Source organism: Devosia sp. SL43 (genome assembly GCF_021729885.1).
In the GTDB taxonomy this organism is placed as follows: domain Bacteria; phylum Pseudomonadota; class Alphaproteobacteria; order Rhizobiales; family Devosiaceae; genus Devosia.
In genome coordinates, this window is the sequence record NZ_CP063401.1 from 1,687,843 (window position 1) to 1,700,550 (window position 12,708).

The 12,708-nt window shown below is 62.6% G+C and carries 15 protein-coding genes; 11 read left to right on the forward strand and 4 right to left on the reverse strand.

Going from position 1 to position 12,708, the window contains the following annotated elements:
• The first annotated feature begins 68 nt into the window (after positions 1–68).
• The 4 genes from IM737_RS08305 (at position 69) to IM737_RS08320 (ending at position 3,603) form a co-directional block, all read left to right on the forward strand.
• Positions 69–1,163 carry a zinc-binding metallopeptidase family protein gene (locus IM737_RS08305; RefSeq protein ID WP_236899449.1) on the forward strand — a complete coding sequence of 365 codons (1,095 nt, stop codon included), beginning with the start codon at positions 69–71 and terminating at the stop codon, positions 1,161–1,163.
• A 31-nt stretch (positions 1,164–1,194) separates the two neighbouring features.
• Complete coding sequence (locus IM737_RS08310) at positions 1,195–1,650, forward strand: GNAT family N-acetyltransferase (RefSeq protein WP_236899450.1); 456 nt, start codon at positions 1,195–1,197, stop codon at positions 1,648–1,650.
• 311 nt (positions 1,651–1,961) lie between these two features.
• On the forward strand, positions 1,962–2,606 hold the full coding sequence (locus IM737_RS08315; protein ID WP_236899451.1) for a PRC-barrel domain-containing protein: 645 nt from the start codon (positions 1,962–1,964) through the stop codon (positions 2,604–2,606).
• Positions 2,607–2,679: 73 nt separating this feature from the next.
• A complete protein-coding gene (locus IM737_RS08320; protein ID WP_236899452.1) occupies positions 2,680–3,603 on the forward strand; it encodes a PRC-barrel domain-containing protein in 924 nt (307 codons plus the stop codon).
• 246 nt (positions 3,604–3,849) lie between these two features.
• On the opposite strand, the gene rpoH is transcribed toward IM737_RS08320, so the two are convergent.
• The gene (gene rpoH, locus IM737_RS08325; RefSeq protein WP_236899453.1) at positions 3,850–4,722 is read right to left on the reverse strand and encodes an RNA polymerase sigma factor RpoH; all 873 of its coding nucleotides are present in this window, start codon (positions 4,720–4,722) and stop codon (positions 3,850–3,852) included.
• A 170-nt stretch (positions 4,723–4,892) separates the two neighbouring features.
• The gene (locus tag IM737_RS08330) at positions 4,893–5,921 is read right to left on the reverse strand and encodes an RluA family pseudouridine synthase (protein ID WP_236899454.1); all 1,029 of its coding nucleotides are present in this window, start codon (positions 5,919–5,921) and stop codon (positions 4,893–4,895) included.
• On the opposite strand from IM737_RS08330, the gene IM737_RS08335 reads away from it, so the two are divergent.
• Positions 5,920–6,273 (forward strand): DUF6476 family protein, encoded by a 354-nt coding sequence (locus tag IM737_RS08335; protein WP_236899455.1) that lies wholly within the window; start codon positions 5,920–5,922, stop codon positions 6,271–6,273. The two genes, IM737_RS08330 and IM737_RS08335, sit on opposite strands and share 2 nt — an antisense overlap.
• A gap of 138 nt (positions 6,274–6,411) precedes the next feature.
• Here IM737_RS08335 and IM737_RS08340 read toward each other — a convergent pair whose 3' ends face one another.
• Positions 6,412–7,584, reverse strand: a complete 1,173-nt coding sequence (locus IM737_RS08340) for a hypothetical protein (RefSeq protein ID WP_236899456.1) — start codon at positions 7,582–7,584, stop codon at positions 6,412–6,414.
• Positions 7,585–7,761: 177 nt separating this feature from the next.
• A complete protein-coding gene (locus IM737_RS08345) occupies positions 7,762–8,331 on the reverse strand; it encodes a DUF1134 domain-containing protein (protein ID WP_442874178.1) in 570 nt (189 codons plus the stop codon).
• 144 nt (positions 8,332–8,475) lie between these two features.
• Here IM737_RS08345 and IM737_RS08350 point away from each other — a divergent pair, with 144 nt between their 5' ends.
• From IM737_RS08350 to IM737_RS08375, 6 genes are all read left to right on the forward strand, one after another.
• The gene (locus IM737_RS08350) at positions 8,476–8,943 is read left to right on the forward strand and encodes a YHS domain-containing (seleno)protein (RefSeq protein WP_236899457.1); all 468 of its coding nucleotides are present in this window, start codon (positions 8,476–8,478) and stop codon (positions 8,941–8,943) included.
• A gap of 196 nt (positions 8,944–9,139) precedes the next feature.
• Positions 9,140–9,910, forward strand: coding sequence for an amino acid ABC transporter substrate-binding protein (locus IM737_RS08355; RefSeq protein WP_236899458.1), 771 nt, complete (start codon positions 9,140–9,142; stop codon positions 9,908–9,910).
• Positions 9,911–10,008: 98 nt separating this feature from the next.
• Complete coding sequence (locus tag IM737_RS08360; protein ID WP_236899890.1) at positions 10,009–10,689, forward strand: amino acid ABC transporter permease; 681 nt, start codon at positions 10,009–10,011, stop codon at positions 10,687–10,689.
• The gene (locus IM737_RS08365; protein WP_236899459.1) at positions 10,686–11,450 is read left to right on the forward strand and encodes an amino acid ABC transporter ATP-binding protein; all 765 of its coding nucleotides are present in this window, start codon (positions 10,686–10,688) and stop codon (positions 11,448–11,450) included. The genes IM737_RS08360 and IM737_RS08365 overlap by 4 nt, the downstream gene beginning before the upstream one ends.
• A 106-nt stretch (positions 11,451–11,556) precedes the next feature.
• Entirely contained in the window at positions 11,557–12,237 is a 681-nt protein-coding gene (gene chpT, locus IM737_RS08370; protein ID WP_236899460.1) for a histidine phosphotransferase ChpT, read from the forward strand.
• Positions 12,238–12,341: 104 nt separating this feature from the next.
• Positions 12,342–12,707, forward strand: a complete 366-nt coding sequence (locus IM737_RS08375) for a response regulator (protein WP_236899461.1) — start codon at positions 12,342–12,344, stop codon at positions 12,705–12,707.
• Position 12,708 lies beyond the last annotated feature (1 nt).

A 12,708-nucleotide genomic window follows, 5' to 3' on the forward strand; every position in this document is an offset into this window, starting at 1 on the left:
CCGCTCCTGCATAATGGGCGGAACACGCCGCCGCTTCGCGCATTGTTGCCGTGCCACCGGAGCCACCAATGAAACTCTTCGTCTGCGACCACTGCGGCAATACCGTCTATTTCGAGAATGCCCGCTGCGAGCGCTGTGGCCATCAACTCGGCTACATCCCCGATCGCAATGCCCTCGTGTCGCTGACCAGGTCCGACGGCACATGGTCGACGCCAGCCTTTCCCGATCAGCGCTATGTCTTCTGCGCCAATGCGCAATTTGCCGCCTGCAACTGGCTGGTGCCCGCTCAACACGGCGGCGACGTCTACTGCGCCGCCTGTCGGCACAACGAGACAATCCCCGCTATCGACGATCCACGGAACCTGGCGCGCTGGCAGACCATCGAACGTGCCAAGAAGCGCCTGTTCTATTCCCTGCTTCGGCTCGATCTTCCGCTTCAAACGCGCAACGAAAACCCCGCGCACGGCCTGAGCTTCCGCTTCCTGGCTGATATGCCGGTCGCCGCTATGCCCGTCATGACCGGTCATGAAAACGGCATCGTCACCATCGCTCTGGCCGAAGCCGACGACGCCGAACGCGAATACCGCCGCGCCAGCATGGGCGAGCCGTACCGCACCCTCCTCGGACACTTCCGCCACGAGATCGGCCATCACTACTGGGATCTGCTGGTCGATCATCAGCCGGCGCAAGACCGCTTTCGCGCGCTCTTCGGCGACGAAACCGTGGACTACAATCTCGCGCTCCAGACATATTACGCCAATGGTGCGCCCCAAGGCTGGCCGCAAACCCACATCAGCGCCTATGCCACCGCCCATCCGTGGGAGGACTTCGCCGAGACCTTCGCCCACTATCTCCACATCACCGACACGGTGGAGATGGCCTCGGCCTTCGGCGTCCGCGCGCGACCACGGACCCAAGATCGGCATCTGTCCGTCGAGCCTGCCAGCTTCGACTCCTATATGGAGCCCGATCTGGGCGTGACGATCGACCACTGGATTCCCTTGGCGTCGATGCTCAACAACCTCAATCGCGCCATGGGTCACCAGGATGCCTACCCCTTCATCCTCACCTCTAAGGTTATCGAGAAGCTGGCTTTCATCAACAGCCTGGTCCACGGCGCGCCGGTGCAGGCGCAGATGGCGCAACTCAACGCGGTCGGGTGACAGGCACAGGGCAGCCCGCTATCGTTGTGTCATGACCACCGCCATCCTCATCGTTCCGCCCTTCTCCACCCTCTGCAACGCTGCCTTCGCCTTGCGACGCGAGGTATTCGTCTGGGAGCAGAAGGTCCCCGAGGAAGAAGAGAACGATGCCGATGACCTGACGGCCACGCACTTTGTCGCCATCGTCGCCGGCGAAGTTGTCGGCACCCTCCGCCTCATCGACAAACCCGAACACATCAAGATCGGTCGCGTGGCCGTTCGGTTTTCCTTCCGCGGCCAGGGCATAGCCAAGCAGCTCATCCTTGTCGCCATGGATCACGCCCGCATGGCGGGTCGCGATCGATTTTACCTCACCGCCCAGTCCGACAAACTTGCCTTCTACGAACGGCTCGGCTTTGCCGCCTTCGGCCCGGAATTCCAGGACGGCGGCATGCCCCATCGCGCCATGCGAACCTATGACCGCGAGACGGCAATATTAACCAATTAGCAAGCGCTTAAGCCTGTCGGCGGACTCCCCGCGCCGTGCCCCAACACATGCGCTATTGTCCTCGATGTCGGGAGGCCTGCGCGCCCATAGCAGCGCGGCAACCCCAGACGAAAAACCGCCAGGGAGGCGGAGAAGGCCGGCCTCGTTTCGAGAGCCGGCCTTTTCAATTTCCGCACGCCCGCGACAAACGATCAGGGAACCCACGCGGATTCGTGACGTTGTCGAAACATCATGGGCCGCACGGCACTCCACCGGCAAGTTTTGTGTCGCGCGGCCCTGTTCACCTCAACGATGAACCTATGGAGCCTACAATGATCCGCACCCTGCTGACCACTACCGCCCTTTCGATCCTGCTGACCGCAGGCGTCATGGCTCAGGACGCCACGACACCAGCCGATCCGGCTGCTCCGGCGACAACCGAGGCGCCTGCTGATCCGGCGGCACCCGCCGCCACCGACCCGGTGGCTCCTGCCGCTACGGAGGCTGCTCCGGTCGAATCCGGCGCCATGGAAGAGACCGACATCAACGAACCCTGGGACATGTCGGCCGGCTATACCGCCGCTGATACTGACAATCTTGGCTCGCGCCTGATCGGCCAGCCGGTCTTCTCGACCGCCGGTGATGATGCCGAGGAAATCGGCAATATCGACGATCTGGTCTTTGACGAAAGCGGTCAGATCACGGCTGTAGTCATCGGCGTCGGCGGCTTCCTGGGCATCGGCGAAAAGGCCGTCGCGGTTGATTTCGGCATGCTCGAATTTACCCTGGCTGCTGACAACACCGAGCGCTGGGTCCTGCCCACCACCGCCGAGGCCCTCACTGCCGCTCCAGACTTCGTCTGGGAGGAAGATGAGCCCGTCGACGGTGCGGCTGATGGCATGACTCCGGCCGACCCGGCTGCTCCTGCCGATGCGATGGCTCCAGCCGATCCGGCTGCGGCACCCGCAACCAACTAATCTCTCGCGAATTATCACTGTTGGGGGCTGGCCTTCGGGCCGGCCCCTTTTTGCGTCAAGCCGGAGAATTGCCATGCGCCGCCTGATTACCGCCTCCACTCTTGCCTTGCTGCTGACTGTGCCAGGCATAGCGCAGGAAGCCACCCCGATCGCGCCGTCGACCGAGCTGGAACGTAGCGGAATTACCACCCCGACCTTGCTGTCGGAAGGCTATGCCACCGGCGGCAGCGATATTCTGGTCACTCAGCTGCTCGGCGAGACTGTCTATAGCTCGGCGGGCGAGGATGCCGAGAACATCGGCACCATCAACAATCTCGTCATCACCTCCGGCTTGGGTGTCAGTGCCGTGGTCATCGGGGTCGGTGGCTTCCTCGGCGTGGGGACCAAGGACGTCGCTGTCGACTTCTCCCAGCTTGAATGGGCCAAAGGCGCCGACGGCTCCCGCCGCTGGGTGCTCAGCACCACCGCCGAAGCCCTGACAGCAGCGCCTGCCTTCATCTGGACCGACAGCGAGGAAGTCACCGGCGAGTCGGCCATGACCCCGGCGGAGGAACAGGACCAGCTTGTCGAAGGCGACCCGAACGCCGCGCCCGTAGATCCAGCCCTGACCACGGACCAGGCAGAGCGACCCGTCATCAGCACGCCCGTCGATCGCTCCGGCTTTTCCGAGTTCGACGAAAGCGGCCTGACCGCCGACGATCTGCGCGGCATTGGCGTCTATGGCATCAATGACGAACAGATCGGCACCATCGGCGATATCATCACCAATCCCGACCTGAGCTTCGATGCCGTCATCGTCGATGTCGGCGGCTTCCTCGGCCTGGGCGCCAAGCCGGTCGCCGTCGGCTTCGACAACCTCACCTTCTCCTCCGACACCTTCGGCAACCGCTACCTGTTCATCAACGCCTCACGCGAAGAGCTGGAAGCCCAGGCGGCCTACGATCCGGCCACCTATGAGTCCGACCGCGACAACCAGCGCATGGTAATCACGCCATAGTGGTCTGGCAGCCAGGCACCGTCTCGCCACTATCACTGGTTTCACCCTCCCCCTTGAGGGGAGGGCAAGCGAAGCTTAGCCGCAGGCTTAGCGGAGCTCGGGAGGGGGTAAGGGAGCCCCGATATCGCATCGGCCACCCCCTCCCTTGATCCCTCCCCTCAAGGGGGAGGGTGTCGACTGCAATATCTCGCAAAGAAAAAGGCGGGCTCTTGGCCCGCCTTCAATTCATTCTGCGTCCGTCTCGGCTTAAGCCGCGCTGCGCGCCGCTTCCCGCACTGCGTCCTGAACCTTCTCGAAGGCGCGAACCTCGATCTGGCGGATGCGCTCGCGGCTGACATCATACTGCTGCGCCAGCTCTTCCAGCGTTGCCGGATTTTCCTGCAGGCGGCGGGCATGGAAGATCGCCTTTTCGCGCTCGTTGAGCACGGTCATGGCATTGTTCAGCAGGCCCATGCGCTCGGAATATTCCTCGCTCTCGCCCAGCGTGGTTTCCTGGCTCGGGGTATCGTCCACCAGCCAGTCCTGCCACTCCGACGCGCCCTCGTCGGCCCGCATCGGCGAATTGAGCGACGCATCGCCCGACAGCCGCGCATTCATCGACACCACATCGGCCTCGGTGACATTCAGCGTCGTCGCGATCTGCGCGATCTGGTCGGGATGCAGGGAACCGTCATCAAGCGCCGCGATCTGGCCCTTAACCTTGCGCAGGTTGAAGAACAGCCGCTTCTGCGCGGCTGTCGTGCCGATCTTGACCAGGCTCCACGAGCGCAGGACATATTCCTGTATCGCCGCGCGGATCCACCACATCGCATAAGTAGCCAAGCGGAAGCCCTTTTCAGGCTCGAAGCGCTTGACCGCATGCATCAGACCCACATTGCCTTCCGAAATAACTTCCGAGATCGGCAGGCCGTAGCCGCGATACCCCATGGCAATCTTGGCGACGAGGCGGAGATGGCTGGTGATCAGCTTCTGGGCCGCGCCCGGATCGGCGTGTTCCTTGTAGCGCTTGGCCAGCATGTATTCTTCATCCGGTTCCAGCATCGGGAACTTGCGAATTTCCTGGAGGTAGCGGCTAAGGCCACCTTCGGCTGAAAGAACCGGCAAATTTGTCTGGGCCATCAACGCACCCCTTTCTTGCTCCCCCGCATTCCGCGGGCGGAATCTCCCCGTCTACCTATGCCCGCGAACGGCCCATCGGTAGACTACGATGGATATATAGTCGGCAGTTTGGCGAATGTAAGAGGACCAACCCTTACAAATGCGCAAGGTTGGCAATGGTTCCGAACTGACTACCGCGCAAACGCCTTGTTGAAATCTCCAAGCGCCTCTTCCAGCGCCTGCAGGTCCTCAGGCAATGGCGCCTCGAAGAACATCTCCTCGCCCGTCACAGGGTGCTCGAACCCCAGTTCAGCCGCATGCAGAGCCTGCCGTCCCAACGCCTGGATCGGTCCGGCAACCTCCGGCGGCAGCCGGTTGATCTTGGTGGCATAGCCCGAAGCATAGACCGTATCGGCGACCAACGGATGACCGATATGGGCCATATGCACGCGGATCTGATGCGTGCGCCCGGTCTCAAGCTGGCACTGCACCCGCGTAATGTCCCAGCCCTCGTCGCCAAAACGCGCCTCGACGGCGTAATGGGTAATCGCCTCGCGCCCATCCTTGCGGACGGTCTGCTTGAGCCGGTTGTTCTGGTCGCGGCCCAGCGGCGCCACCACCGTTCCCTTAGCCGTCTCGGTCGTGCCCCAGACAAAGGCGATGTACGCCCGATGCAGCGGCCCGGTGCGACCATGATCGGCAAACTGCGCCGACAGATGCTTATGCGCCGTCTCCGTCTTCGCCGCCACCATCACGCCAGACGTATCCCGGTCCAGCCGATGCACGATCCCCGGGCGCTTGACGCCGCCAATACCCTGCAGACTGTCGCCGCAATGGAACAGCAGCGCATTGACCAGCGTCCCGTCGGGCGAGCCCGGCGCCGGATGCACCACCATGCCGACTGGCTTGTTGACCACGATCAACTGGTCGTCCTCGAACAGGATATCGAGCGGGATATCTTCCGGATGCGGTTCGGCATCTTCGGGGGGTGGGGCAAGAAGGACGATTGTCTCGCCCACACTAAGCCGGTAATTGGGCTCGCTGACGGTCCTGCCGTTGATGCTGACCGCGCCTTCGAGGATCAAATCCTTGATCCGGCTGCGGCTCAGCACGCTGTGCACCCTGGCCAGCACGGCATCGAGCCGCCCGCCGGCCATGTCGGCATCGACCACGACTTCGACTTCGTCGCCCTCGAACTCCAGTGAGCTATCTTCGGTCATGAGCAATCCTAACGAAACTGGTGCAGCCGAACAAAAGCCGGATGCGCCACTGACGCCCGAAGCCATTGCCATGCTGGGAAAGGCCCGCCGTTCGTTCGGTATCTCGATCGGCATCCTGTTGCTGGGCTTTATGGCGATTGGCATCGCCCTTGTCTATCGCGTGATGCGAGACGCCCCACCACCGGCCGTCGCGGAGACTGTCACCGTTCCTGCGGGAGCCGAGGTGGTATCGGCCGTGGTCAGCGAAGGCGCGATCAACGTCACCTATACGATCAATGGCGTGACGACACTGGCACTGTTCGATCAGACGACGGGTGAATTGACGCGCAGCGTGGTGATCGGGGAGGAGTAGTGCCACGCCCTCGTGGTTCGAGGCGCTGAAGAAGCGCACCTCACCATGAGGGCTACTCTGATATTGAGCTAGCAGTAGCCCTCATGGTGAGGTGCGAGCCCTTCGCGAGCCTCGAACCACGAGGGCGTGGCGACGAACCTACCGCCCCTGAATTTCCTTCAGCGCCGCCATGCGATCGCTGACCGAACCGCGCCGCTCACCCGCTGCCTTCACCGGCAACGCATCGCGGCCCTCGCCATCATCAGCAAAGCGCTGCACCCGGTCGAACAGGCTTTCCTCGTCACCACGCGCCACCGGCGTTTCGGTATCAACAGCATAGACCAGCCGGCTCACGCTGGCGGCGATGTCGTTGAGCTTCTCGCGCAGATAGGCTTCCTCGATCCGCTCGCTGTCCCAGTCGGCCATGATGGAGCTTTCCACATTGGCCACCTTCTTGCGCAGCGTCTCGACCTCTGCCTCGAGGTTGAGCTTGTCGGCCAGCAATTGCTCGGCGCGGCCGGTCGCCTTGTCCACCACCTCGCCGCTCTCGGCCAGGATGGCGTTGAGCCGGTTTTCGGCGCTGGCAATGCGGGCTTCAGCCGCAACGAGATTCTCGGCCGCCGCCGCTTTCTTGTCATCCTTGCCGGCCAACGCCTCGCGCATTTGCGCGATGGCGGCAGTCGCATCGACGCTGCGACGGTCGGACTTTTCCAGCCGTTCGATCAGGCTATGGGCCTGATCCTCGAGGAATTTGGCCCGCTTGCGCTCGATGGCCAGCGCCGTGGTCAGACGATCGATATCCTCTTCATAATCCCCCGACAGCATATTGCCGTCGAGGTCGGTGCCTTTGGGCAGGCCGCCGCGCATCGTGTCGCGCAGCGTTGCGATCTCGCCGCTGCGCACATCCAGCTCGCGGTCGCGCATGCGCAGGCGCTGCGCCAGGTCGGTCCCGTCCCGCTCGAGTTCAAGCACCCGCGCCCGCAAGTCCGCCTCGCGCGCCTCAAGCTCCTTGACGATAACAAGATGCTGGTCGCGCTCGGTCTTGAGCGCGCCAAGGTCGCTGCGCTTCTGGTTGACGTCACCGAGCTGCTCGGCAAGCCGCTTGCGCAGCGTCTCAACATTCATCTCCAGCCGACGTGTCGACAGCGCGAACTCGGCGCGCAACTGGTCCTTGTCGGCCCGGAACTCGGCCATGGTGATCGGGGTCGCCGCCTCGATCCGGCGCTTGGTCAGCCGCACGGCACGCTTCCACACCGCCGGCAGCATGATCAGCGCCACCAGGCCCGCCACCAGCAGGCCGAGCGCGAAATACATCATGTTCTCGATGAGCATCAGCCGACCTCCGCACCGCACGACAAGACGCGCGCGGACAAACCCTTATCTGGCAGCAACACGGCGCAGCCGCCATCTTCGCCACTGGTTAACCCTAACGCGGATGGGGCGTCCAGTCACGACAATGCCGGGGTCTTTGACCCCGGCATTGAGCAGATTCGATCCTGATTGGAACGGTCAGAAGGGGTTCCAGGTCGGCTCAGGCGTGAACTTAAGATAACCCACATTGATCCCCAGGCGGGCGCCGACACCGGAGCGGATCGGCACCATCACGACATTGCCGCGCTTGATCACCGTCATCCCGAAGCCGCCCACCACGTAGGCCGAGCCATCGACACCGGCAAAGCGGCCGAGCACATCCTGAATTTGCGCCAGATTATAGACCAGCATCATGGTCTTGGAGCCATCGCCACCCACGTCGAAGCCGATGGACGGCCCCTGCCAGTAGACGTTGAACTCGCCGGCATTGCGCGTGTAGAGAATGCCCTCGCCATAGCGGGCGCCGGCAAACAGCGCACCACCGGCATCTTCACCCAGGATATAACCGTTGGGCAGGCCGAACTGGCTCACCGCCCGCTCGACCAAAGAGGCCAGCCCCTGCGAGGCGGAGCCGAAGAACTGCTTGCCATTCTCGACCAGATCCTCACCCGAATAGGTATCGCTCAGCGACCCCTGTGCGAAAGCTGATGGCACCGGTGCCGCGAATGCGGCCAGCATGGCAAGGAGAAGAGCGAGGCGCTTGAACATCGAAAGATCTCCCGGGCGAAAAGCGGCACTGGCAGTTACGAGGACGTTAAGGCTTGGACCGTAACTTTTGTAAGGCAGCCTCGAACATGCTGTGCGCCGATCATTGGTTCGATGATGAAGCAAACCTCTAAACAAATCTTAACCATGCTCGCCTTTGTTCTGCCGCTATTGGGCACGGTTTCGGCCGCACTCGCCCCGGCACAGGCACAGTCAGTGGTCACGCTCATCGTCACCGATCCACTGACCGGCATCGGCCTCTCGGGCACCGACCCGGTGAGCTATTTCACCGAGCCCATCCCCCTTGCCGGTCGCTCCGACCACGAATTCATCTGGCAGAATGTACCGTGGTACTTCGCCACCGCTGCCAATCGCGACATCTTCGCGGGCAATCCCGATATCTATGCGCCGCAGTTCGGCGGCCACGATGCCATGGGCGTGGCACGCGGTTTTGTCTCCGATAGCGACCCGCGCATCTACGCCGTGTTCAAGCAGCGGCTCTACATGTTCTATTCCGCCGCCAACCGCGAAGCCTTCCTGCTGGCGCCCGATGCCGCCGGGCGTGCCGCCGAGGAACGCTGGCCCGAGCTGGCCAAGAACCTGTCGATCAACTGACCATCACGACCTGACGCCGTTCGGTGAAATCCGGCAACAACCGGCTCTCGAAACCTGCAATTCGAGCATGGCCGCATCGTGCTCGTGCGCCTGAGAAAAACATCCATCCAACCGGTTGAAACCAGCATGCCGCAAGCGCATTTTCCGGGCTAGTCCGGCCCACGGTTATGACGCTGGCCCCAATAAGGAGAAGAAGATGAAACTCTCGAAACTGCTGCTGGCCGCCGGCCTGTTCGCCAGCCTGGCGACCCCGAGCTTCGCACAGACCGCCCTTGACGCCATCAAGACCGCAGGCGCCATCCGCATCGGCACCGAAGGCACCTATGCGCCCTTCACCTACCACGACGCCAGCGGCGCTCTGGTCGGTTTCGACGTCGAGATCGGCCAGGCAATCGCCAAGCACTTGGGCGTCGAGGCGCAGTTCGTCGAAGGCCCTTGGGATGGTCTAATCGCCGGCATCGACGCCAACCGCTACGACGTCGTCATCAACCAGGTCGGCATCAACGCCGACCGCCAGGCCAAGTACGACTTCTCCGAGCCCTACATCGCCTCCAAGGCCGCCCTGATCGTCCGTGGCGACAATACCGATATCACCAGCTTCGAAAGCCTGGCCGGCAAGACGTCGGCCCAGTCGCTCACCAGCAATTTCGGCAAGCTCGCCGAAGGCTATGGCGCCGAACTGGTCGGCACCGAAGGCTTCGATCAGTCGATCGCTCTCGTCATCCAGGGTCGCGCCGACGCCACCATCAATGACAGCCTGTCCTTCTTCGACTTCAAGAAGCAGCAGCCCGATGCCGATGTGAAGGTCGTCGCCACCGCCGATGATGCCGACTTCTCCGGCGTATTGCTGGCCAAGGGCAAGCCCGAACTGCTGGCCGCCATCAACGAAGCGCTGACCGCCATCAAGGCCGACGGCACCTATGCCGAGATTTCGCAGAAATACTTCGGCGAAGACGTCTCGCAGTAACCGCGTCCAACGCATAATACTGGAAGGACCGGCAGGTAAACTGGCGGTCCTTTTTCATGGCGGACCTGCCGATGCTTATACCATCCTGGCTTTTCGAGATGCCACGCTGGCTCTCCCTGATGCTGGACTCTCTGCCGTCCCTGCTCTGGGCATGCCTGCAGTTCACCGTGCCGCTGACCCTGCTGTCCTTCGCACTCGGGCTCGGCGTCGGCTTTCTCGCGGCGGTTACCCGCCTCTTTGGCCCCTGGCCACTATCGGCCTTTGTGCGCTTCTATGTCTGGATCATCCGCGGCACGCCGCTGCTGGTGCAGCTCTTCCTGATCTTTTATGGCCTGCCCAGCGTCGGCATCGTGCTCGATGCTTTCCCAGCCGCGCTGATCGGCTTCACGCTCAATGTCGGCGCCTATACGTCCGAAATCATCCGCGCCGTGCTGCTCGCCGTGCCCAAGGGCCAGTGGGAAGCCGCCTATTCCATTGGCATGACCTGGCCGCAGGCCATGCGCCGCACCATCCTGCCCCAGGCCACGCGCATCGCCGTGCCGCCGCTGTCCAACACCTTCATTTCGCTGGTCAAGGACACCTCCCTCGCGGCAGCCATCACCGTGCCCGAACTGTTCCGCGCCGGCCAGCGCATCGTCGCCACCACCTACGAGCCTCTGATCCTCTATGTCGAGGTCGCGCTGATTTACCTCGTCGTCAGCTCGGTCCTGTCGAGCCTGCAGGCCCGCGTCGAAAGGCGCTTCTCCCGCTATGGCGGCTATATCGAGGCTGCGTCATGATCACGCTGAACCACATCCACAAAAGCTTCGGCGACAATCACGTCCTCAAGGGGGTCAGCATCGAAGTGCCAGAAGGCGGCGTCACCGCCCTGATTGGCGCCTCGGGCAGCGGCAAGAGCACGTTGCTGCGCTGCGTCAACCTGCTCGAAATGCCGCAATCGGGCGATGTCCGCATCGACGATACCGCCGTGCACTTTGCCCCCGGCAGGAAGATAAGCCGTGACGCCATCCTGGCGCTGCGCCGCAAGACCGGCATGGTGTTCCAGAACTTCCAGCTCTTTCCCCATTTGACCGCGCTGGAAAATGTCATGGAAGGGCCGCTCACCGTCCTCAAATGGCCAAGAGAGAAGGTCCGGGCCCGCGCTCTCGAACTCCTCGACAAGGTCGGCATGACCGCCAAGGCCGACGCCTGGCCATCAAGCCTATCGGGCGGCCAGCAGCAGCGCGTCGCCATCGCCCGGGCACTCGCTCCGGCCCCAAAGGTCCTGCTGTGCGACGAGCCCACTTCGGCCCTCGACCCGCAACTGGCCACCGAAGTGGTCGAAGTGCTGGCCCAGCTCGCTCGCGATGGCACCACCATGCTGATGGCAACGCATGACCTGCGCCTCGCCGCCCGGATCGCCACCAATGTGGTGTTTCTCGAAGGTGGTGACGTGGTGGAAGCCGGCCCGGCGTCCGCGGTATTCGGCAAGCCGGTCGACGACCGCACACGCCGCTTCATCTCGACGCTCACGGCACAGACAGCCCCGCTGCCGGTCTAGCAGGCCGGCAGCGGCTTCGTGCCATGCGCCAAATAGTGATCCACATTTAACCACCAGCCTCTAATGTCGGCAGCAGTGATTCTTGCTGCCCTACGGAGACTTCGACATGGCCGATATCATCGAGCTCAAGGCAACCGACCTCGCGGCCATGCTGTGCAGCCGGGTCTGCCATGACCTGATCAACCCCATCGGCGCGATCGGCAATGGGCTCGAAGTGCTGGGCGATCCCAACCAGACCGACATGGCCGAAGGCGCTCGCGACCTCATTGCCAACGCTGCCAAGCAGAGCCGGGCCAAGCTCGAGTTCGCCCGCCTTGCCTATGGCGCTTCCTCGACCTCGGGCACCGATATCGACACCCGCGAATGCGAGCGCGTCGCCCGCATCCAGTTCGAGATCGAAAAGGCCGACCTCGAATGGAACGTTCCGCTGATCCTTTTGCCCAAGCACAAGGCCAAGCTGTTCATGAACCTGCTGCTGATCGCTGCCATGTCAGTACCGCGCGGTGGTCAGGTCACCGCCTCGATCACCGGTGATGCCGGCAATGAGAAGTTCGAGTTCACCTCCAAGAGCGACCCGGAAAAGCGCCAGAAGACCCTGATCCCATCCGGCGCCGTCGGTTTGCTCGCCGGCACGCCCGACGAAGGCTTCGTCGATGCGCGGGGCATTCAGCCGTTCTACACGGGCCTGCTTGCCCGCATGACCGACATGGAAATCACCATCGGCATCGAGAACGAGATGTTCTTCCTAACGGCCATCCCAAAGCCGGCGGTTACCGCAGAAGTGTAGCCTCTGCTCTTGGCGGCGCCAAACGTCAGCATATTGCTAACCAATCTGTAGGATGTGAGCCTTAAGATCGAATGGAGCGTTAGTCTCTGCGGGGCCCATCCGAAATGAAATCCTGCCTGATCGTCGACGATTCCAGCGTCGTGCGCAAAGTGGCGCGCCGCATCCTCGAAGACATGGATTTCATCGTCGAAGAAGCCGAGGACGGACAGGAAGCCTTCGACAAGTGCCGCCAGGAAATGCCTGACGCCATTCTGCTTGACTGGAGCATGCCAATCCTGACCGGGCTGGATTTCCTAAAGCTTTTAAGGGGTTACGTCGGCGGTGAGAAACCGCACGTGGTCTACTGCACCGTCGAAAACGACATCGGCGCCATCGCCATGGCCCTCAAGGCCGGCGCCAGCGACTACATGATGAAACCCTTCGACCGCGCCATCCTCGAAGCCAAGTTCGAAATGGATATGGCTGCCTGAA

Bases quoted from the DNA above. Each gene is read 5' to 3' on its own strand.
- IM737_RS08310 (WP_236899450.1), top strand. From the start codon at position 1,195: ATGACCACCGCCATCCTCATCGTTCCGCCCTTCTCCACCCTCTGCAAC.
- IM737_RS08315 (WP_236899451.1), top strand. From the start codon at position 1,962: ATGATCCGCACCCTGCTGACCACTACCGCCCTTTCGATCCTGCTGACC.
- IM737_RS08365 (WP_236899459.1), top strand. From the start codon at position 10,686: ATGATCACGCTGAACCACATCCACAAAAGCTTCGGCGACAATCACGTC.
- IM737_RS08320 (WP_236899452.1), top strand. From the start codon at position 2,680: ATGCGCCGCCTGATTACCGCCTCCACTCTTGCCTTGCTGCTGACTGTG.
- IM737_RS08355 (WP_236899458.1), top strand. From the start codon at position 9,140: ATGAAACTCTCGAAACTGCTGCTGGCCGCCGGCCTGTTCGCCAGCCTG.
- IM737_RS08350 (WP_236899457.1), top strand. From the start codon at position 8,476: ATGCTCGCCTTTGTTCTGCCGCTATTGGGCACGGTTTCGGCCGCACTC.
- IM737_RS08375 (WP_236899461.1), top strand. From the start codon at position 12,342: ATGAAATCCTGCCTGATCGTCGACGATTCCAGCGTCGTGCGCAAAGTG.
- chpT (WP_236899460.1), top strand. From the start codon at position 11,557: ATGGCCGATATCATCGAGCTCAAGGCAACCGACCTCGCGGCCATGCTG.
- IM737_RS08335 (WP_236899455.1), top strand. From the start codon at position 5,920: ATGAGCAATCCTAACGAAACTGGTGCAGCCGAACAAAAGCCGGATGCG.
- IM737_RS08345 (WP_442874178.1), bottom strand. From the start codon at position 8,331: ATGTTCAAGCGCCTCGCTCTTCTCCTTGCCATGCTGGCCGCATTCGCG.
- IM737_RS08305 (WP_236899449.1), top strand. From the start codon at position 69: ATGAAACTCTTCGTCTGCGACCACTGCGGCAATACCGTCTATTTCGAG.
- IM737_RS08360 (WP_236899890.1), top strand. From the start codon at position 10,009: ATGCCACGCTGGCTCTCCCTGATGCTGGACTCTCTGCCGTCCCTGCTC.
- rpoH (WP_236899453.1), bottom strand. From the start codon at position 4,722: ATGGCCCAGACAAATTTGCCGGTTCTTTCAGCCGAAGGTGGCCTTAGC.
- IM737_RS08330 (WP_236899454.1), bottom strand. From the start codon at position 5,921: ATGACCGAAGATAGCTCACTGGAGTTCGAGGGCGACGAAGTCGAAGTC.
- IM737_RS08340 (WP_236899456.1), bottom strand. From the start codon at position 7,584: ATGCTCATCGAGAACATGATGTATTTCGCGCTCGGCCTGCTGGTGGCG.